Annotated in this window: 13 protein-coding genes; 5 read left to right on the top strand and 8 right to left on the bottom strand. The window is 62.1% G+C overall.

Going from position 1 to position 22,079, the window contains the following annotated elements; all coding sequences use genetic code 11:
* Positions 1-3: 3 nt before the first annotated feature.
* Positions 4-2,190 carry an ATP-binding cassette domain-containing protein gene (locus WNZ15_RS10450; RefSeq protein WP_342892912.1) on the bottom strand — a complete coding sequence of 729 codons (2,187 nt, stop codon included), beginning with the start codon at positions 2,188-2,190 and terminating at the stop codon, positions 4-6.
* A 9-nt stretch (positions 2,191-2,199) separates the two neighbouring features.
* On the bottom strand, positions 2,200-3,855 hold the full coding sequence (locus WNZ15_RS10445; RefSeq protein ID WP_342892911.1) for an ATP-binding cassette domain-containing protein: 1,656 nt from the start codon (positions 3,853-3,855) through the stop codon (positions 2,200-2,202).
* 285 nt (positions 3,856-4,140) lie between these two features.
* Between WNZ15_RS10445 and WNZ15_RS10440 the strand changes: the two genes are divergently transcribed.
* Positions 4,141-9,114, top strand: coding sequence for a cadherin domain-containing protein (locus WNZ15_RS10440; protein ID WP_342892910.1), 4,974 nt, complete (start codon positions 4,141-4,143; stop codon positions 9,112-9,114).
* A gap of 67 nt (positions 9,115-9,181) precedes the next feature.
* On the opposite strand, the gene WNZ15_RS10435 is transcribed toward WNZ15_RS10440, so the two are convergent.
* The 5 genes from WNZ15_RS10435 to WNZ15_RS10415 form a co-directional block, all read right to left on the bottom strand.
* The gene (locus WNZ15_RS10435; protein WP_342892909.1) at positions 9,182-10,669 is read right to left on the bottom strand and encodes a TolC family outer membrane protein; all 1,488 of its coding nucleotides are present in this window, start codon (positions 10,667-10,669) and stop codon (positions 9,182-9,184) included.
* Between the two features lie 481 nt (positions 10,670-11,150).
* A complete protein-coding gene (locus tag WNZ15_RS10430) occupies positions 11,151-12,074 on the bottom strand; it encodes a metal ABC transporter permease (protein ID WP_342892908.1) in 924 nt (307 codons plus the stop codon).
* 9 nt (positions 12,075-12,083) lie between these two features.
* Entirely contained in the window at positions 12,084-13,298 is a 1,215-nt protein-coding gene (locus WNZ15_RS10425; protein ID WP_342892907.1) for a metal ABC transporter permease, read from the bottom strand.
* A gap of 3 nt (positions 13,299-13,301) precedes the next feature.
* Positions 13,302-14,120, bottom strand: a complete 819-nt coding sequence (locus tag WNZ15_RS10420; protein ID WP_342892906.1) for a metal ABC transporter ATP-binding protein — start codon at positions 14,118-14,120, stop codon at positions 13,302-13,304.
* Between the two features lie 5 nt (positions 14,121-14,125).
* Complete coding sequence (locus tag WNZ15_RS10415) at positions 14,126-15,121, bottom strand: zinc ABC transporter substrate-binding protein (RefSeq protein ID WP_342892905.1); 996 nt, start codon at positions 15,119-15,121, stop codon at positions 14,126-14,128.
* 677 nt (positions 15,122-15,798) lie between these two features.
* Here WNZ15_RS10415 and WNZ15_RS10410 point away from each other — a divergent pair.
* On the top strand, positions 15,799-16,470 hold the full coding sequence (locus WNZ15_RS10410) for a GntR family transcriptional regulator (RefSeq protein WP_342892904.1): 672 nt from the start codon (positions 15,799-15,801) through the stop codon (positions 16,468-16,470).
* 10 nt (positions 16,471-16,480) lie between these two features.
* Here WNZ15_RS10410 and WNZ15_RS10405 read toward each other — a convergent pair whose 3' ends face one another.
* A complete protein-coding gene (locus WNZ15_RS10405; protein WP_342892903.1) occupies positions 16,481-17,512 on the bottom strand; it encodes a substrate-binding domain-containing protein in 1,032 nt (343 codons plus the stop codon).
* A gap of 259 nt (positions 17,513-17,771) precedes the next feature.
* Here WNZ15_RS10405 and WNZ15_RS10400 point away from each other — a divergent pair, with 259 nt between their 5' ends.
* The 3 genes from WNZ15_RS10400 (at position 17,772) to WNZ15_RS10390 (ending at position 22,065) form a co-directional block, all read left to right on the top strand.
* Positions 17,772-19,139 (top strand): ABC transporter substrate-binding protein, encoded by a 1,368-nt coding sequence (locus WNZ15_RS10400; protein WP_342892902.1) that lies wholly within the window; start codon positions 17,772-17,774, stop codon positions 19,137-19,139.
* A gap of 268 nt (positions 19,140-19,407) precedes the next feature.
* Entirely contained in the window at positions 19,408-20,649 is a 1,242-nt protein-coding gene (locus WNZ15_RS10395) for a sugar ABC transporter permease (RefSeq protein WP_342892901.1), read from the top strand.
* Between the two features lie 264 nt (positions 20,650-20,913).
* Entirely contained in the window at positions 20,914-22,065 is a 1,152-nt protein-coding gene (locus WNZ15_RS10390) for a carbohydrate ABC transporter permease (protein ID WP_342892900.1), read from the top strand.
* Positions 22,066-22,079 lie beyond the last annotated feature (14 nt).

Genomic DNA, 22,079 nt, shown 5'->3' with positions numbered 1-22,079 from the left:
CGGCTATCGGGACTGCTGTTTCAGCACGTCCTCGAGAATTTCTGTCGGGGAACCGGCCATCGCCACCATGCCGTTCTGCATGTAGACGAGATTGTCCGCCATGCGCATGTGGCTCGGCCGGTAGGTGGTCAGCAAGACGGTCGACTTGCCGCGTACCTGTTCGATCTTCTTCATCAGGAGCTTGTCGCCGACGAAATCCAGATTGCCGGCGGGGTCGTCGAGAACATAGATCGGGGCAGGGCGTACAAAGGCTCTCGCCAGCAGCAGGCGCTGCTTGACGTTGTCCGGCAGCAGGGAAATCAGATGCCCTGTCAGACGGGTTTCCACGCCTTGCGGCAGCAGATCCCCATAGGATTCGAGACCGAATTCCTCGAAGGCCATGCGCACCTGGTCGTTGTCTGCCTGCGGATTGGCCATGCGGAAATTCTGGGCGACCGTCCCGTAGAAGAAGTCGTAATGCTCCGGCGCGTGACCGATGGCATTGCGCCATTCGCCCGGATCGAGCTGACGGATATCGAGATCGTCCACCAGCACCGCACCCATCTGCGGCCGGTACAGGCCGAGCACCGCCCGCACCAGTGAAGTCTTGCCGCAACCGCTGGGACCCGTGATCGCGGTGACCGATCCCTGATCCAGTTGCAGGGAAAAATTGCGCAGGGCAGGCTCCTGCCGCGAGGGATAGCGCAGCACGACATTGGAGAGGCGGACGGCGCCGTGGAACTGGCGGTAGAGGCTTGGCAGCTTGCCGGGTTGCCGTTCCATATCGATTTTCAAAAGGCCGTTGATGCGCTCGATGGTCTGTTGTGCCTGACCCAGTTGGGAGAGGCTCAGAAAGGCCTGGTGCATGGGGCTGAGCGCGCGCCAGGACAGGGCCATGACCGCGATCAGGGCACCCTGGGTGAGCTGCTGGTTCATCACCAGAATGGCGCCGATCCCGAGAACGCCGATGCCGCACAGGGTCATCAGCATTTGCGAAATCACCTGCATGACCTGGGACAATTGCCTGGTTTTCAGGTTTTTCAGGGCAAAATCCGCCGAGATGGCGCGGTATTTCTCAATCCAGATATCGTCCGCGGACAGCGCGCGGATGGCGTCGCGCTTTGACAGGATCTCCACGGTGATGTTCTGCATCCGGGACTTGGCGTCACCCGCCAGATTGATCGCCATCTTCATGCGCGGAACGATGATCAGCGCGGCCAGCACATACATCAGCAGCAGCCCCGCCGGCAGCAGGGCAAGCGGCCCGCCGATGAGCGCGAGAACGAACACGAACAGCGCGGAGAAGGGCAGATCGATCAGGGCATTGGCGAGATTGCCGTGGAAGACGTCGCGGACGCCGTCGAACTGCTTCAGCCGGGTGATCTGGGTGCCGATCGGCGCGGAGGCAATCAGCGGCAGCGGCAGATGGAGAAAGTGCCGGAAGGTGGAGTTGGCAACCACGGCATCGAGGCGGGCTCCGAGATAGGCCTGCAGTCTCGACTTGGTGCCCTTGACCATCCAGTCCATGCACAGGACAACGGCCATGCCGATCAGCAGGGTGACAAGCACCGCGACGGATTTCGCGCCGATCGCCTTGTCATAGACAGTCATGACAAAGAGCGGCAGTCCGAGGGCGAGGATATTGGACAGGAAGCCGACGGCCATGATCGACACGAGGGTGCCGCGAAACTGGTGAAACAGCCGGGACGACCAATGCTGGAACCCGGCGGCAGTCGTCTCCTCCTCCCGTTCGATCAGGTAGATATCGGCGTCCTTCAGGTCGCCGGGAGCGAGGGTGACCGTCCGGCGCATCTCGCCGCTGAAAGCCTGGAAGCGGCCGTCACGGGTCCGGCCCAGCCCGACCAGCGTATCGCTGCCGAGCTGGACAACGCAGGGAAACTGTTCGCCTGAAAGCTGTCCGGACGCGCGGCGGGAGGGTGCTGTCCGGAAATTCAGGCGCGTGAGCACCGCGCGCAGGTCGAAGATACCGCGAATGCCTTCCTGGTGAGGCAGGGCTTCAAACAGATGCCGCTCCATGCCGTCCCAGTCGAGCGCTTCAAGCAGGGGCAGAAGGCAGGCTTCCGCGGCCGAGGCCCGTTCGGCCGTGTTCTCGGAATGCTGTTGGACGCGGGTCTCCAGATTCATCCGGCTTTGCGCCGGATTGACGGTCTGAAACATCGTATCGGAGTTTTCAAACGCGGCCAGGGACATGTCGCGCTCCTAAACTTGCCGGGTGCCGTCGCCGGCGGGGCGGCGCTGGCGGATCTGGTAACGGGGTTTGCCGGCCGGCGCGCGCACCGTGCTGACACGCCCCTCCTCAACATGGAACTGCTTGTCGGCGATGGCGCGGAAGGACGGGCGGTGACTGACGATCAGGGTGGTCAGCTGTCCCTTGAGCCGCTTGAGGGCCTCGACCAGCTGGGCCTCGCTCTTGTGGTCGAGCGCGCCGTTGGCGTCGTTGAGGATCAGTATCCTGGGCTCTCCTGCCAGCGCCCTTGCGATCGCGATGCGCTGGAGCATGGATCCGGTCAGGTTTTCCTCGATCGCGTTGCCGAGCGGCGTGTCATAGCCGAGCGGAAGCAGGTGGATGTCCTTTTCCAGTCCGATCAGGTCCGCCGCCATGCGCGCCTTCTGCGGTGTCGACCGGGAGCCGAACAGGGTCAGGTTCTGCAGGATCGTTCCCGAAAACATCTGCGCGTCATTGCCGACATAGGCGATGTGGCGGCGCAGGTGGCGGTGGTCGGGTCCGTAGAGATCGTGGCCGTCGATCAGGATCTGGCCGGAGGTCGGTGCAATATCGCCGGAGACAATGCGGGCAAGCGTCGTCCGTCCACTGCCGTCACTCCCTTCGAAGGCGACCGTCTCGCCGGCGTTGATCGCAAGCGACAGATTGCGAACGGTGACGATGGCATCGCCGTGCGGCTGGAAGGTTGCGTTCTGCAGTCTGATATTGCCGACAACGTTCAGATAGGGATCGTCCGTGCGCTCCTCGCGGGGCAGATCGAAAAGGGTGCTCGCCTCGCGAAAGTCGTGATTGACGCGTTGCAGGTCGGTCCAGTGGTTTATGCCACGCAGGAGCGGCTGAACGACCTGGCCGGCCAGAAGCGTGCAGGCCGCGACCGCGCCCACGCTGATGAAACCGCCCATGACCATCAGGGCGCCGGTGGAGACCACACAGACGGTGGTCAGCACCGTGAAGAGGCTGGAAGCACTGCGTGCGTGGTTGTCGAGGTCTATATGGTCGTAACCAAGACGGGAGATCCCGGTTTGCAAACGTTCGAACCGGCGCAGGATGACCGGTTCAAAGGCCATGGCCTTGATCGTGTTGAGTCCGGACAGGACCTCGAAGACAAAATCGTATTTCCTTTGATCCTGTTCCGCCCGCTTCTCGATCAACCGGTCGAGGCGTGTATTGAGCTTTGCGGTGCGCAGCGCGAACAGGGCCAGAAGGGCAAGAGGCACAAACCCGATGGGGCCGCCGATCAGGAACAGGACGGCGAGAAAGATGAGGCTGGCCGGCAGGTCGATCGACAGCAACCTGGCCTGACCGCCGTATTGGTCGCCGAGCGACTGCAGCGACCGGAACGAGTCCAGATGCCTGGAAACCGTCGTGTCGGAGCCCGGATCGGTTCTGGAGTTCAGCAGGCGCCGGGTGGCCTCCACATGCGCCTGATGGGTGAAGGAGGCGGCGAGCCAGCCGGTCAGATAGGACCGGATGGTCTTCAGGACAGCATCGATGACGAGAACGAAGCCGAGGCCCGCAATGAGGATGACGAGCGTGTCGGTGGCCTTGTTGGGAAGGATCCTGTCATAGACCTGCAGGATCGTGAGCGGCATGGCCAGTCCGAGGATGTTGATCAGTATGGAGGCGGTCATCACAGAGCGCGGCAGCCCGGGGGTTTTTACCCGCTCACCAGTCACTGAGGAGGTAAAGTCCAGCTGCGGGAGTTTTGTATTGGAAAAAGTATCAATGAGAAAAGATGCCATGTAAGCGCCTCCAGTTCTTTATTAAGACGCGTAATTGTTTCAAAAGCGTTTACCAATAACATTGGAAATGTGAATTTATCTAAAACTGTACATGTAATTCTTGAATTGAAGTCTTACTTTATTAAGGTAACGCTGCGTGTGATGAGGTTAATTTCTAACGGAGCACGTGCAGTCATGGCCGATACCGGCAGTTCAGCGAACGCCCAGAAGCAGGGGGCAACACCCTCCGGCGGCGATGCCGTGAAGAACGCAGGCGGAAGCGGCCCCGCACCGGGACGCGTTGAAGCGCAAGCCGGCGACCCGTATCGTCCGGATGGCGGCAATGACTACTCCCTCTCGATCGAGCCGGAAGATACCGGCGAAGCGACGGTTGCCAACCTGTTCCAGGCGGTTCCGCTGGAAAATGAAGGCTCCGATTCCGCCGACGCGGGTGCCGGCGGCCGGGGTGGTGACGGCACCGGTCCGGACGGTGCGTCCGCCGGCGGGTTCGGCATGGATGGCGGCGGTGGCGGTTCAGGGGGCGTACGTCTGCCCGGAGGTGGCACCGACGTGGTCGAGACGTCCGACGGTCTTCAGAACGACGATGCCGGGATCGGTGATGGAGCAGTTCCCCAGGCGCGCGGTCCGGACGCGGAACTGTCGCAGTTCGATCTGGGCGGCAACGGTGTCCGCGCCGCAGGTTCCGGGGTCGGCGACGGTACCGGTGGCGGTGTGCAGCCGGATGACGATGGCGATGGCGGTGGAGACGGCGGCGGCGGGGGCGACGGTGAGGATGTCGGGCCGGTTACCGATGTGGATACTGTTCAGAACGTTGTCGCTGAAAACGCCTCCGGCGGAACCGTTGTCGGGGTGACGGCCTTCGCTGAAGATCCTGACGGGACCGATACGGTCAGCTACTCGATCACCGACGAGCGCTTCGAGATCGATCCGGACACGGGTGTGATCACCGTTGCCGACGGCGCGGTGCTCGACCACGAGACGACGCCGTTCATCGACATCGAGGTCACGGCGACCTCGACGGACGGCTCAACGTCGACAGGCAAGTTCCGGGTCACGGTCGGCGACGAGAACGAAGCCCCCATCGGACCGGTCACGGACACCGACACGGTCACCAATTCTGTCCAGGAAAACGCCTCCGGCGGAACCGTTGTCGGGGTGACGGCCTTCGCCGAAGATCCGGACGGGACCGATACGGTCAGCTACTCGATCACCGACGACCGGTTCGAGATCGACCCGGACACGGGTGTGATCACCGTTGCCGACGGCGCGGCGCTCGACCACGAGACGACGCCGTTCATCGACATCGAGGTCACGGCGACCTCGACGGACGGCTCGACGTCGACAGGCACGTTCCGGGTCACGGTCGGCGATGAGAATGAAGCCCCCATCGGACCGGTCACGGATGTCGATGTGACGGGCAATGCAGTCAGTGAGGATGCCAGCGCCGGCGATGTGGTCGGCATTTCGGCTTTTGCCGAGGATCCCGATGCGACCGACACGGTGACCTACGAGATGTCCGGCGACGACAGGTTCGAGATCGATCCGGAGTCGGGCGTGATCACCGTGGCCGACGGGGCGCATTTCGATGCTGAAACCGAACCGGCCATCGATATCCTGGTGACGGCAACTTCCACCGACGGCACCACCTCGCAGGAGACGTTTTCCATCGGCATCACGGATGCCAACGAACCGCCGGATCTTGTGGTCTGTCTGGAGAACGGGGCATTGCAGTTTGTCGTTAACGGCAGCTTCGAGACATTCGAGGGCACGTTGTCCGGCACGGACCCGGAGGGATATTACGAGAACCCGACGTCGATCGGAGGCTGGTCTCACGAGAATGTCGACATTCAGCAATCGGCCCGCTGGGACGCGGGCACAAGCGACGGCGATCATCGCCTGGACCTGTCCGCCAACCAGAACGGAACGGCCGCGCAGCAGATCGACGGCATGCTGGAAGGTCAGGTCTATACGTTCAGCTTCGATGCCACGGCGCGGGGCGGCATCGGCGAAACGGTCGCCGAAGTCTACTGGAACGGCGAGCTGATCGGTACCGTCGATCCCGCGGAAGCCGGCGCGAGCTGGCAAAGCTACAGTTACAACATCGTCGGAGGGGCCGGTGACGGCACGGACACGCTCACCTTCGTCGAGGTCGGTGGCGGCAATTCCTCCTTTGGCACCTTCATCGACAATGTCTCGATTGTCTCCGACAGCCGGATTGCGGTTGTCGAGGAGTTCCATGGCGCGGAGATCGCGCCGCTCAAGGTCTTCGATCCGGATGTCGGCGATACACATTCCTTCACCTTGTCCGATGACCGGTTCGAAGTCGTCGTGTCGGAAGGCAAATATGTCCTGAAACTCAAGGACGACCGGGCGTTCGATTACGAAACCGAAACGCAGGTTTCGGTCGATGTGACCGTGACCGACAGCGGCGGTCTGTCGGATACGGAAACCGTCGTGATCGATGTTCTGGACATCGACGAGAATGTCGGCCCGGTCGGCCCCGTCACCGACAACGACACGGCGGTGAACAGTGTCGCGGAGAATGGCTCTGGCGGCGAATATGTCGGTGTGACGGCATTCGCGGACGATCCGGATGCCGCTGACACGGTCACGTATTCGATCACCGACGACCGGTTCGAGATCGATCCCGATACCGGTGTCATCACCGTCGCGGAGGGTGTCAGCTTCGACCATGAAACCCTGCCGACCGTGGATATCGAGGTGACGGCGACGTCGTCCGACGGGTCTGTCTCGACTGGTCCTTTCACGATTGAAATCACCGATGTCAACGAGCCGCCCGACCTGACGGTGCATCTGGAAACCGGTGCGACGCAGTTTGCGGTCAACGGCAGCTTCGAGGTCTATGACGGATCACTGGGCGGCACGGACGGGTCCGGCTGGTACCAGAACCCGAATACCATCGAAGGCTGGACCTATGGCAATGTCGATGTGCATCAGGCCGGCCACATGGGTTTCGGCGCGAGCGACGGCGATCACCATCTGGATCTGGCGGCTCTCACGAACGGCTGGGCCTCCCAGAAAATCGACGGTCAACTGGACGGCCAGGTCTACCATCTGAGCTTCGACATGAAATCGCGTGGCAGCACCGGCCAGAGCGTTGCCGAGGTCTATTGGAACGGCGAGTTGATCGACACGATCGATCCGGCCACGACAGGCAGCGGCTGGCAGACCTTCTCATACGACATCGTCGGTGCTTCCGGCGATGGTTCCAACACCCTGTCCTTTGTTGAAATCGGTTCCGACAACAATGGCGGTGCGTTGATCGACAGCGTCTCCATCGTCTCCGACCATCGCACGGCGGTGGTCGAGGAATTCTACGGTGCCGAGATCGCGCCCCTGTCGGTCATCGATCCGGACGCCGGAGACGGCCATAGCTTCACCGTGTCGGATGACCGGTTCGAGGTGATCGCCTCCGATGGCGCCTATCTGCTGAAGCTCAAGAGCGATCAGGCCTTCGATTACGAGACCGAAACCCAGGTCAGCGTGGAGGTCACGGCCACCGACAGCGGCGGGTTGTCCGACACGGAAACGGTGATCATCGACGTCATCGACGTCGATGACATCAATGCTCCGGTCGGACCGCTGAGAGATGCGGATACATCGCCCAACACCGTCGCGGAAAACGGCTCCGGCGGCGTGGCCACCGGCATCGCCGCCATTGCCGTCGACCCGGACCCGGCGGACAGCGTGACATATTCGATCACGGACAACCGCTTCGAAATCGACCCGGACACGGGTGTGATCACCGTCGCCGACGGTGTCAGCTTCGACCATGAGACCCTGCCAAGTGTGGATGTCGAGGTGACGGCGACGTCGTCTGACGGATCGGCCTCGAACGGCGTCTTCACGATCGACATCGCGGACATCAACGAAGCCCCTGTGCTGGGATTCGATCCCGTTCTGGGGCCGGGTGTGGCGGTGACCATGACGTTCCTGGAGGAAAATGCCGGCCACTCCAACGTGTTCGGCGTCTATCACAGGGATGCCAATGGCGATCCGGCGGGTGGCCAGATCGTCTGGGTGGACCCTGACGGGCTGTCGGCCGGAGACACGACAACCGTGTTCCTGGAAGGTGTTCAGGCCGCCGATGTCGGCTATTTTCTGATCCCCGACGGCGCCAGCATCAATGGCGGCCTCTCGGATGGCGATCAGGTGTCGTTCCGCAAGGACGGCGACGGAAACTGGCAGGGGGTTCTGGGCGACGGAACGCTGCTCGCCGGCCGGGATGCGAATGTGTTTTTCTCCGGCGACGGAACTCTCAATCCGGACGGCTACGATTACACCGCGGAGAGCGGTATCACCATCGGCTTCGAGGATGTCGCCCGAGGCGGTGACAGGGATTACAACGATCTCATTTTCGACCAGACCCTGTCCGTCCATGACGCAGATGCGACGATTGACGAAGGAGACACGGGCGCCGAAGTGGGAACGATCGAGGTCACCGACCCGGATCTTGGGGACGTGCACAGTTTCACGGTTTCCGACGACCGCTTCGAGGTGATCGCCCGCAACGGAGACTTCGTTCTGAAGTTCAAGGACGGTACGGTGATCGACCATGAGAACGAGGACAGCATCACCCTGGATGTCACCGCAACGGATAGGGGTGGCCTCACCGACACGCAGACCCTCACGCTGGATGTCATCGATGCGGGGACCGACACGGCCGGAGACTACGGCACTGACGGTGCGGACGTCATGACAGGCGACGGTGGAAGGGATGCGCAGTTCGGCCGCGGCGGAGACGACAGTCTCCTCGGGCAGGGCGGCAACGATCATCTTTACGGCGGCACCGGCGACGACGTGCTGCGCGGCGGCATCGGCACCGACCACATGGATGGCGGAGACGGATCGGACCTGTTCGCCTATATGCTCGGCGACGGCAACGACACGATGCAGGGCGGTGCAGGCCTCAACTGGATCGATATCGTCGATCTGAGCAAGGCGCCGGACGGAACCGATCTGGGCTCCTACGGCACGGACTGGTCGGTCACCATGACCGAGGGGACGATCGAGAATGTCGATGCGCTTGGCGGCGAAATCACCCTGTCGCAGGATGCCGGTGGGTACATCGAACTTGCCGATGGCGCCCGGATAGACTTTTCAGAGATGGAAAGCATCCAGTACTGACCGGACGCGGAATTGAAGGCGGCGGCCACAAGGAGGCGGTGTGCCGCGTTCCAGCGGGCGGACGATGTCACTTCAGCGGTAGCGACGGACGGGTGCCGAGAAGGACCGGTTCATTCACGGCCACCGCGACCATGCCTTCCTGGGCCGCATCGTTTTCTGTCGGCCCGAGACGCAGGTCCCAGGTGCTGAACACCGGCAGGATACGCGGCACCGGCGCCGGTCGTTCCTCGATGATCGAAAAATGCTGGGGCGCGAGACGGCCGATGTTGGCCAGGAGAAAGAAGTCCGCGATGCGGGCGTCGTAGCGTGCGCGCACATGGTCAACCTGGCTCAAGAGCAATTCCCGTTCACCGTCCAGCACGTCCAGCAGGGATCTCTGGCCGCTGTCGAATTCCACCTGCAGTCCCTTGACCGCCCGGCGATTGGCGTTGATGGCGCGTTTGCCGGCCTTGGCCCGCAGCCGCGAGGCGGTCCGCTGCTTGATTGCACGGGTCACGTTTTCGCGGATGATCTGCTGGGTATCGTCGAGTTCGTATTCGACCTGGGCCGCGGTGTGCCTGGCCTGCCTGACGGAGGCGATGTTTCGCCCGCCTGTGAAGATCGGCGCACTGACGCGCACCCCGACGCGAAAATCCTCTTCGTCCCGGTTGCCGAGATTGCCGCGGTAGCCGTTCTGCCATTCGCTTTCGAGAGTGACGCGGGGCAGCATGTCGCCTGCCGCCGCGCGGGCCGCGAAGCGTGCCGCACGGGCGTCCGCTGTCGCGGCCCTGATGGACGGGTTGTTCTGATAGGCGATGGCGAGCGCGTCATCGAGCCCGGCGGGTTCGATCGCGTCGGGAATCCCGGGCCAACCGAGGCTTGCCGGTTGTTGCCCGGTCAGACGGGCATACAGCGCTTCGGAAGCTTCAAGGTCCCCCACAGCCTGATCGGAATTGCCCTGTGCCTCCGCGAGGCGGGCCAGAGCCTGCTCGATGTCGGTGCGGGTGGCGTCGCCGGACCTGTATCGGGCCCGGGCGGCATTGACCTCGCGTTGAACGACGCTTGTATAGGCCTTCAGGCGGTTGAGGATGGCGCGGTCCCGAACGACGCGCAGATAGGCGTCGGCCGTGTTGAACATGAGTGTCTGCTCGGCGCCGATCAACTGGTTGCGCCCGGAAGTCGCTTGTTCATGGGCCTGGTTCAACCGGTTGACGCCAGCAAGGCCCTGGAACAGCGTTTGCGACATGGCAACGCCGAGTTCGTGGAAGAAGGCACGGTCGCTGGTGCCGCTGCGGGTCTTGTAGGCATTGTGCTCGCCGAGATAATTGCCGGTGATCGTCGGCAGAAACTCGGACCTGGCCGTCCAGATGCCCTGGTTGGTTGCCTCGTATTTCGACCGTTCGGCCTTGAGGGCCGGGTTGACCGCATAGGCGGCGGCCATGGCTTCCTGGAGAGACTGAGCAGATACAGGTGCGCCGGAAACATGAAACCCGAACAGCGAAACGCCCGTCAGAAACACGGCGAGCCGTGTCCGGGTCCTGTGCGTCAGCCTGGCCGGAGCAAGGAAACTGTTCATTGCGGCACCTGTTTGTTGCGTGCTCTCAAGGTAAATTTTTAGAGTTAATCAAAAGTAAGTTGTGGAATATAAATATCGTTTATACTTTTCAGGAATTGGCTCAATTGCAGGAAGTATTTATATTTTCCAGTTTTACTGTCATTTATTACAAGGTATAAAACATCTATACTCGAATGCATTCACGGCACCCGTCAGGTTCCGGTTCACTGCAATTTGTCCTGCCTGTTCTTGATCTGAGGCGGAAGCCGTTGTTTTCCAAAAGAAAACTCTGAGATCGCGGGCCGCCTGCATCGCGCTGCGAGACGTTTGTCGCGGCATGCGCTTGGGTTGAGGGCAGATGGATCGTTGTTTGTCGAGCCTGGGACCAGCGGATGCTTTCATGAAATCGTAAATCGGAGAAACGAGTGATCCTGCCAAATGATGTCGTGATAACTATCTGAATCAGCTCATTTTTCTGAAGAATGACGGCTTTGCTGAGCGTCTATGATCCGGGTGCTGTCATTCTTGATCGCGCGGGTGCGTAGAGGCAGGCAAGTGCCAGCACGAGACCGGAGACGGTGGCGATCATGCCGGCGGCGCTGACCGCGTTTGAGCTGCCGAGCCAGAGGGGGCCGTAGCCCGCGAGGACATAGCCGACAACCGCCGAGCCTGCACCGAAGGCAATGCTCCAGAGGATCTGGCGCTCGAGCCGGTTGGTCATCAGGCGGGCGGCGGCGGGCGGACAGATGAACATGGCAATGACAATGATCGAGCCGACGGCGTCGAATGCGGCGACCGCCGCCACTGCCGATACGATCACGAGACCGAAACCGATCGCCTTCACCGGGACGCCGAGCGTGCGCGCGTAGCCTTCGTCGAAGGTGGAGATCTTGAGAGCCCGCCAGAAGACAGCGGTCAGAACGCAGATGATCACGGTGACCATGGCCATGCGCTGCAGTTCCGGCGGAAGATCGGCCAGCGCGGCCGGATCCAGCAGTGCGTTCCATCCTTCGGCGGACAGCCAGATCAGGCTTTCCAGGTTGCCGTAAAGCGCATGTTCCACATCCAGATGGACCGAACTGGTGTCCGTTTGTTCCAGAAGCAGCACGCCGGCGGCAAAAAGCGTGGTGAAGGTGACGCCCATGGCGGCGCCGGTTTCAATGCGCCCGAGACGGCGTATGGCCTCGATCATGATGACCGCGACCACGGCGGCGCCCGCCGCGCCGAGCATCATCGGCCAGGTCGAGATGGTGCCCGTCAGGAGGAAGGCGACAACGATGCCCGGCAGCACCACGTGCGAAATGGCGTCGCCGATCAGCGCCTGCTTGCGCAGAAGCAGAAAGTTGCCGGGGATGGCGCAGGAAATCGCGGCCAGAACACCGATCAGGATGGGGGTCAGGCTGAGTTGAACAAATTCGGCGCCCATGTCTTTCCCTTACTCCTGAACCGGGGCCGGCGCGCCCAGTGCGGTGTCGATATCGTTGATCTGGTCGGCGGTCAGGACCGCTTCGATCGGGGTCAGTCCATCGTAGCTGGCGAAAACCGCTTCGTCGTGAAAGATCTGCCGGGCTTTTGCCCAGCGGGCTTCATCCAGAACCATCTTGGCGGCGGCGGCCCTTCCCATGTCGGTTGCAACCAGATCGTCCCGCAGATAGCCCGCCCGGCGCATCACCTTCTGGGTCAGCCGTTCGTGGATGGTCTCTCCCCGCGCCAGTGCCGCCAGGCCCTGATGCACATGTACGTCCACCTGAAATTTCCGGTGCCGCAAATAGGCGGCCAGCACACCTCGGCTGGGGGAAAGCAGCAAGGAGATCAGGAAGAAGGCAAAGTTCACCAGAACGATGATCGGACCTGTCGGCACATTGGGCGCGGCAGCGGACAGGGCGGTGCCAAGATAGCCGGCGGCGCCGCCGACGGCGGCGGCGATGATCAGGAGCCGGTCGGACCGGTCTGTCCAGAACCGTGCGGAAACGGAGGGGATGATCAGTGAGGACACGATCAGGATCAGGCCGACCAGCTTGAGGCCGATCACCGTCACCATCATGACCACGGTCATCATGGCCAGGTCGACGAGCCGAACCGGAACGCCGGTCGCACCTGCGTATTCCGCATCGAAGGCAACCAGCGTCATCGGGCGCCGCAGCAGCAGGACGATCGCGGTGGAGAGCGCGCCGCCAAGCGCAATGATGACCGCGTCCTGGAACAGCATGCCTGAGGTGGACCCGAGCAGGAAGCCTTCCAGGCCGGCCTGTTTGCCCCGCGAAAGGGTCTGGATGACGGTCAGGAGCACCACGCCGAGGCCAAAAAAGACCGACAGGACCGCGCCGATGGCGGCGTCCTCGCTGAGCCGGGTTCTGCGGGTGATCCAGTCGACGGTCAGAAGGCCCAGTCCGGCGGTTGCCGCGGAACCGAGCAGCAGGCCGGGCAGATTGCGGCCGTCGCCGCCCAGGGCCACCATCACCATGAAGGCGACGCAGACGCCGGGAAGCGTTGCATGGGCAACCGCATCGCTGACGAGCGTGCGTTTGCGCAGGAACATGAAACTGCCGGCGCAGCCGCCGGCCACGCCGAGCAGGGTCGCGCCGACGGACACCAGCGAGGCGTTGTAACCCGCCTGAAAGGTCAGTGCGGACAGGAATGCGGCAAGCATGGCTCAGTCCAGTTTGAGCTGATCGATATGGGCCGTGGCCAGCCGTCCGCCGTAGGTGTCCTGCAGGGCAGGGCCGGTGAACGTCGTTGCCACGGGCCCTTCCGCGATCTTGCGGACGTTCAACAGGAGAACGTGGTCGAAATAGTCCGATACGGTGGCCAGGTCGTGGTGCACGCAGACCACGGTCTTGCCCTCTGCCTTCAGGCCCTTCAGCACGTCGATGATGGCCTTCTCGGTAGCGGCGTCGACGCCCGCGAAGGGCTCGTCCAGAAGGTAGAGATCCGCATTCTGTGCCAGTGCACGCGCGAGGAAGACCCGTTGCTGCTGTCCACCGGACAATTGTCCGATCTGACGATCGGCGAACGCGGACATGCCGACCCGTTCCAGGCATTCCGCCGTCTTTTGCCGGTGGCTCTGGCGCAGCCGGCCGAGCAGTCCGAGCTGCCGGAACTGGCCCATTGTGACGACGTCGCGTACGCGCGTTGGAAAATCCCAGTCCACCGACGCCCGCTGCGGGACGTAGGCGATGGACCGGCGCATGGTTTCAAGCGGTTGGCCGGAGACGGACACGGTGCCTGAAATGCGCGGCACGATGCCGAGCACAGCCTTCAGAAAGGTCGACTTTCCGGCCCCGTTGGGGCCGATGATGGCGGTCATGGCGGCCCTGGGCACGGCCGCGTCCACGGAGAATACGGCCGGCTTGGTGCCGTAGGAGACCGTCAGGCCCTTGACCAGGAGCGCGCTGTCCGACAGGGCAGTGTCCGCGCCTTCCCGAAGTGTGCCGTTGTCGGCCGCAAGTTCAAGATTTGTTCGAGCGCTCATGGACATCACATCGTTTCCGACAGCTGGCCAAGGCGGCCCTTTTCAGGGGCGTCGCCACCGAGGGCGCGCGTGATCGTGGTGGCGTTGTGATCGATCATTCCCAGATACGTGCCCTCGTAGCTGCCCGGTTCACCCATGGCATCGGAAAAAAGCGATCCGCCGATCGTGACCTCCTGCCCCTTCGAGGCGGCCCCTTCGATCAGGGCGCGGATGCTGCGGTCGGAGACGGACGACTCTACGAACACGGCTTTGACCTTGCGGTCAACCAGAAGATCGACAAGTTCAGCCACCCGATGCAGGCCGGCTTCGCTCTGGGTCGAAATTCCCTGGATGCCGATGACCTCGAAACCGTAGGCGTCGCCGAAATAATTGAAGGCATCATGGGCCGTGATCAGCACACGCCCGTCATCGGGAACAGTCGCAAGAGCCTGGTCGGCGAAGGTGCCGAGGGCTTCGATTTCCTGCAGATAAGCTGCGGTGTTCGCCTCAAGATCGCGCTGACGCGTCGGCATGGCCTCGATCAACGTATCGCGGATGGTGACGACCACATGCTGCCAGCGATCGGGATCCATCCAGACATGCGGGTCGAATTTGTCGGCATAGTCATCATGAGCAATCAAAAGATCTTCGGGCAAGGCCCCGGCGACGGCGACGACCGGACGTGTCCGGCCAAGCTTCCCGAAAAACTCTTCCATCTGTGCTTCGAGGAACAGGCCGTGCCGCAGTATGAGATCCGCCTTGGTCATGGCAACGATGTCCGTGCGGGTCTGACGATAGGCATGGGGGTCGACGCCCGGGCCCATCAGTGCCCTGACCTCGACGGCGTCGCCACCGATCCGTCTGGCGGCATCGGCGATCATGCCGGTGGTCGCGACAACGTTGAGCTTGTCGGCTGCCGATGCTGTTGCGGGCAGTGCAAAGACCGTTGCCACGGCGACAAGCGCCGCGGTCAGGGTGGACAACAGGCCTTTGCGGCGGGACAGGGGGAGACGGTGGATCATGGCAGGCGTTTTCAAACCTTCTTGAGAATGCTCTTGCGAACGAGTTGCAACAATAGTGCTTTTAAGAACCAATTGCAAGTAGAGTTTTCGGCGTTGCGAGAAGATGCCTGGATCGGCCGGAATTCAGCATTCCGCCATGTCACCGTCATTTTTGACGATATTTTTTCAGGGGTGGCAAAATGACAAATAGTCTTTTGAAAATAGATATTTAGCTTTTTGAAAACTGCTTTGATGGCCGAGGAGGAAGTCATATTTGATAAAATTCAATCAAAAATTTTATTGAGAAGGCATCAGTTTGACGGCGAAAACAGCCCCCGCCGCGCCGGTGCCAACGTCCCCGCCGCGAGTGAACTGGTGCCGCTTGGCCACGGGGAAGGGCCGCAAGAACAAGCATGCAATGATTTGAGGCGGAGCAATCCGGCCCAATCCGGAGGACATGGAAATAGAAACATCTCGCAGTGTCGGTGCGCGGGACAAACCTGCTGCCAATGGGACGCGAAAACCTGATCGATTTCAGGATGTTCCGACGGGGCGGCCACTTGCTCCAGAGGTGCGTGCCCCCGGCGTTTCGCCATGTCCGATGTCATTTCGTCCTTGTTTGTGGGTGTGCGACCCTGAGCGTGCGGAACACCGCAGGCCCTTATTTTCAACGTCATGGAGACTGGGTGCATCCCGAGATGTCATCGAAAAATAATTCCACACGCGTGAACAACGCCTATCAACGTCTCAAGTCCGAAATCCTGAGGGGCGAGCTGCCGCCAGGATTTCAGGCTCCGGAGCCGGATATCGCCAGCCGTCTGGGCATGAGCCGGACACCGGTGCGCGAGGCCTTGATCCGTCTTGAAGCCGACGGGTTGGTCGATCTCGTGCCGCGGCGCGGCGCCAAGGTGCTGCCCATCGCACGCAAGGATATCTGTGAAATCTATCAGATCCTGTCGGCGCTGGAGGGGCTGGCGGCCCGCTCGGCGGCGTCCAGGAACGGCCAACCCGGAATGTTCTGCAGTGTGGCCGAACTGCTCAAGGATCTGGATGAAGCCGTGAAGGCCGGGGACATGGAAACATGGGCGGTGCTCGACGACCGGTTCCATCGGTGGATCGCGGAGGTGAGCGGCAATGTCCGGCTGGAGGCGGCGATCTCCGGGTTGTTGGACCAGATCTTCCGGGCCAGTACATTCCTGTTGCGCCTGAACAAGGCGCCTGCAGCGGACGCGTCGGATCACCGCAAGCTCTGCGAAGCGATCAATGCGGGCGAAGAAGAGATCGCGGCCGAGATCGCCAGAACCCACCGGCTGACCGGCCTTTCCAAAATGACGGCCCTGTTTGAAGGTTGCGGCCTGAGCCAGGTTTGACGGGGCTGACTTACGCCGGCCCGGACGGGGCCGGGCCGGTGGATTGGCCGATGATCAGCTCGGCGTCCATGTGCAGCGCGGTCGGTTCGGTGCCGGGATTGGCGATCATGTTGAGCAGAAGCTCCGCCGCCTTCTGTCCGGCATAGCGCACCGAGGACCGGGTGCAGGTGAAAATCGGCACTTCGCCGCTGTTGGGCAGAAAGGACAGGGCATCGTCGTGGGTGATGATCGAAATGTCCTTGCCGACCGTCAAGCCGCATTGACCGACGGCCCGGGCAACGCCGATCGCTGAAATCATCGACGAGACCAGAAACGCGGTCGGCGGATTGCCGCCATTGAGCATGTCCATGGCATTGTCGCACCCGAAGGGTTCGGTCATGTCCGCGCTGCGCATCAGCTGCGGGTCTGCGGCAAGTCCTCTGGCGGCGAGCGCGTTTTCGAACCCTGTCCGGCGCCGTCGCGCGAAGTCCATGTGTTCCAGCCCATTGAGCAGGGCAATCCGCGTGTGGCCGAGATCGAGCAGCAGGTTGCTTGCCCTTTCGAAAGCGCGGCGGTTGTTCATGTCGATCCAGGACGTTTCCGTCTCGGCGCCCGGAATGCGGCCGTGAACCACGAAGGGCAGGCCGATTTCCTTCAGCAGCTTGTGGCGGTGTTCATCGTGCGCGGGCCCGTGAATGATGACGCCGTCGGCCTTCTTGCGCGTGGCGATCTGCCGGTAGGCGTCCTCCTCGAGGGCGTCCTCGACCACCGAAATGATCATGTCGTAGCCGTGCATGGAATAGGTCTCGCCGGCGCCGGCAATGAATTCCAGGAAGATCGGGTTCATCATCTCGTGGATCGAACGCGGGATGACATGGCCAATGGCCATGGCACGGCCGGTTGCAAGGCGCCGTGCCTGGCTGTTGGGCGCATAGCCCAGCCTGGCGGCCATCTCGGTCACGCGCCTGCGGGTTTCCTCGCTGACTTCCGGATAGCCGTTCAGGGCGCGGCTGACGGTGGTTTGCGACAGCTCCAGCCGTTGCGACAGTTCTTTCAGGTTCACGCCATTGCTCATACTGCCCAAAACGCTTTGAAGGCGCCCCTCCCGATAGGCTGTTATTGAAATGCAATATTAAATGGTGCGTTGCGCGCTTGACAAGGCCAGAACCTGCCGACATGTTTAGGATGAAATCCAAAGCGGTTTGAATGACTGGTTCCGGCTGGATTGTCGATCTTCCTCATCGGGAGTGTTGCTGCCAGCCGGTGAGGTGTGCCACTTTAAAAAGACTATCTCAGGATAGGGACAATCTGGGAGGATTGACATGAAATCTCGTTTGATGGCCTGCGCCGCTGGCCTGGCGCTTTGCGTCGGCTTCGGCATGAATGCCGCTGGCGCCGCGGAGCTGAAATTCGCTCCGGGCGAAGGTCCGTTCAACTGGGACAGCTACAATGCCTGGGCTGAAAACGCCCCGGATCTGAGCGGGCAGACCGTCACGGTCGCCGGCCCCTGGCTGCAGCCCGAAGACGGCTTCTTCCGCAATGTTCTGGCCTATTTCACCGAAGCGACCGGCGCCGAGGTCATCTACACCGGTTCCGACTCCTTCGAACAGCAGATCGTCATCGACGCCGAAGCCGGCGCCGCGCCGAACATCGCCGTGTTTCCGCAGCCGGGCCTTGCCGCCGACATGGCCGCGCGCGGCCTGCTTCAGCCGATGCCCGATGGCATGGGAGACTGGGTTGCCGGCAATTACGGTGCCGGCGACAGCTGGGTCGACCTTGGCACCTACACGGACAAGGACGGCAATGATGCGCTGTTCGGCTTCTTCTACAATGTGAACGTCAAGAGCCTGGTCTGGTTCGTTCCGGAGAATTTCGAGGACGCGGGTTACGAGGTGCCCGGCACGATGGAGGAGCTCAAGGCTCTGACCGAAGAGATCGTGGCCGACGGCGAAACGCCTTGGTGCATCGGGCTGGGTTCCGGTGCGGCCACCGGCTGGCCGGCCACCGACTGGGTGGAAGACATGATGCTGCGCACCCAGCCGGCGGATGTCTACGACCAGTGGACCCGCAACGAGATCCCGTTCGACGATCCGCGTGTCGTTGGCGCGATCGAGGAATTCGGCTGGTTCGCGCGCGATGACGCCAAGGTCGCCGGCGGTGCCGGTGCGGTGGCGTCCACCGACTTCCGCGACAGCCCGAAGGGCCTGTTCTCCTCGCCGCCCCAGTGCTACCTGCACCGCCAGGCGTCCTTTGTGCCGGCCTTCTTCCCGGACGGCGTCGAGTTCGGCACCGATGTCGACTTCTTCTACCTTCCGGCCTATGCCGGCAAAGATCTCGGCAATCCGGTTCTCGGCGGCGGCACACTGATGGCGATCACCACGCCGTCCGACGCCACGACGGAACTGATGAATTTCTTCCAGCTGCCGATCGCCCATGAAGTCATGATGGCGCAGACCGGCTTCCTGACGCCGCACAAGGGCGTGAACCCCGCAGCCTACAAGGACGATACGTTGCGCGGCCAGGGGGAAATCCTCGTCAACGCCAGCACCTTCCGCTTCGATGGATCCGACCTGATGCCGGGTGCGGTCGGTGCGGGCACCTTCTGGACCGGAATGGTCGACTATGCCGGCGGCAAGGATGCCAAGGCCGTGGCCGGGGAAATCCAGAAAAGCTGGGACGCTCTTAAGTAGAACTCCGGCGGCCGGCCTCCCTCGCGGGGCCGGCCGTTTTCAGTCTGATCGGCGGCTCCCCTCAAGCCTCGCCAAATCGACCAGACCGGAGCTCCCGGCGTTCCGGGGGCTCCCAATAATTGGAGCGATACAGCTCCAGAGCATGTCGCGCTGAATTGACTTCAGGAAATCGCCCGCACGCATTTGCAAAGCAAACGCTGTCCAGGTCGCCTTCCCGAAGCAAGGATACCGCCAAATCGCGACACGTCTTGAATGGGATGGAACGGCCATGTTTACGGACAATCCGGCCCTGTTGGGGCTCGTGACGATCACCCTGGGCGTCGGTGGCTGCCTCGGTTACTTCTATTTTTCCAATGTCATCCTGGACGCCGTGATTTTCCCGGCGAAGGGAGCAAATGCCGGACGCAACATCAACCGGGCCAACATGGTTCGCCCGTGGCTGTTCCTGTTTCCCGCCCTGTTCGCCCTGACACTCTATCTCGCTTATCCGGTCTTCGAGACCCTGCGCCTGTCGCTCACCGACCGGGACCAGGGCGGGGCGTTCGTCGGGCTGGCCAACTATCGCCAGATGATGAACGAGGCGAAGTTCTGGGAGGCGGTGCGCAACAACATGCTCTGGCTGATCGTCGTGCCGGCGGCCTCGACAGCCTTCGGGCTTCTGGTGGCGCAGCTGACCGACCGGATCCGCTGGGGCAATCTGGCCAAGTCACTCATCTTCATGCCGATGGCGATCTCCTTCGTCGGCGCCTCGGTCATCTTCAAGCTGATCTATGACACGCGTCCGGAAGAGCAGAACCAGATCGGCGTCCTGAACGCGGTCTGGCTGAAATTCGACGGCGGCGCCGGCTCGGTCTTCTTTCTTCAGATACTGCCGACAATCCTGCTTGCCGGGTTTGCCTGTGTGGTCGCCTATGTGGTCTGGACCCTGGTCCGGGACTTTGTCGCCGGGGGCAGGAACCGTGCGCTGTGGCTGATCCCGCTTCAGTTGCTGGCGGTCGCGGGCGGTCTCTGGCTGATCTGGATCACCATCGGATCGGCTGCGGGCGTCTGGCTCGCGGACCTGCCCTACGGCAAGGCGCAGACCTGGCTGACGCTGCCCTTCTACAACAACTTCTTTCTGATGGTCGTGCTGGTCTGGATCCAGACCGGCTTTGCCATGGTGATCCTGTCCGCCGCGCTGCGCGGCATTCCGGAAGAAACGGTGGAGGCGGCCATCGTCGACGGCGCCAACCCGTTCCAGGTTTTCTTCAAGATCAAGGTTCCGCAGATCATCGGAACGATCGTGGTCGTGTGGACCACGATCACGCTGACGGTGCTCAAGATCTTCGATATCGTCTTTGCCATGACCAACGGCCAGTGGGAAACGCAGGTGCTGGCCAACTACATGTATGACAAGCTTTTCCGCGCCAATGACTGGGGCATCGGCTCGGCAAGCGCGATCGTCATCATGTTCCTGGTCACGCCGATTCTGGTGTGGAACGTCTACAACGCCCGCAAGGAGATGAGGTGATGGTGAGCCGCCATATCTCGAACTCGCTATGCTCTGCGCCGGTTCAAACAGGCTGCAGAGAAGGCGAATGGCGCAGTGCGATGCGGCCCATCGGGCGAGACATTCAACGCGCTATGGTGCCTGTTTCAACCGGCCCGAGGGGGTGCTCTCCGGCGGCCGTCTTCAGGCGAGAACCCCTTGACCGTAGCTTCAGCTACGGTCTGCGGCTTTTTCGCCTGCATCCGACTCGCCGGAGAACAACGCAGAGCGTAGGGAGTTCGAGATATGGCGGCTAACATCGCGGGCAAGAAATCCAGCCTGACCTGGGCGGTTCACATCTCCGTCGCGCTGCTGGTTCTGCTGTGGCTGTTTCCGACGGTCGGGCTGTTCGTTTCGTCCTTCCGCACGGCGGACCAGATTTCCAGCTCGGGCTGGTGGGCTGCGTTGTTTCCCTCCGAGCAGAACGAGGTCTACCGCACCGGCGATCCGGATGAAAACAGGGTTGCCGACGGCGACATGTTCGTGGTGACCGGCAACATCTTCGAGGGCGCTGGGCGCGAGATCCGGGCCTGGGGCGTCTCGTCCAAGGCCGTGGCTGCCTACCAGCCGGGCGAAACCGCCGAGATGAAGGACGGCGAAAGCGTGACCCTTCAGGCCGACGGCAGCTATGTCTGGCGTGGCAACGACAAGCAGATATCCGGCCGGGGTCAGCGGATCTTCATCACCGCGACCGTGCCACCCGAATTCACGGTCGACAATTACCTGACCATCCTTTTCTCCGGCACCGGCCAGGACAACATGGCCAAGGCGTTCTTCAACACGCTGACGGTCACGATCCCGGCGACGATCATTCCGATCGTGGTGGCTGCCTTTGCCGCCTATGCGCTGGCGTGGATGGAATTTCCGGGCAGGGCGTTGCTGATCGCGGCCGTGGTCGGCTTTCTCGTGGTGCCGCTGCAACTGGCGCTGATCCCGCTGCTGCGGCTGCATCTGGCCATCGGTATCGGCAAGGGCTACATGGGGGTCTGGCTGGCGCACACCGCCTTCGGCATGCCGCTGGCGGTCTATCTGCTCCGCAACTACATGGTCGGCCTGCCCCGGGACATCATCGAGAATGCCAAGGTCGACGGGGCAACGGATTTCCAGATCTTCACCCGGATCATCCTTCCGCTCAGTTTCCCGGCGCTGGCCTCATTCGCGATCTTCCAGTTCCTGTGGACCTGGAACGACCTGCTGGTGGCCAAGGTGTTCCTGATCGACGCCACGGGGTCGACCACGGTGATGACCAACCAGATCGTGGAGCTTCTGGGCACGCGCGGCGGCAACTGGGAGATCCTCGCGACAGCCGCCTTCGTCTCCATTGCCGTGCCGCTGGCGGTGTTCTTCGCAATGCAGCGGTATCTGGTGCGGGGACTGCTCGCGGGATCGGTGAAATAACATGAAAAAAACCA

Origin of the sequence: Roseibium sp. AS2 (assembly GCF_038900065.1) — a bacterium.
GTDB lineage: Bacteria > Pseudomonadota > Alphaproteobacteria > Rhizobiales > Stappiaceae > Roseibium.
Note: the sequence above shows the minus strand (reverse complement) of the source record. Positions and strands in the feature narration are given on the sequence as shown.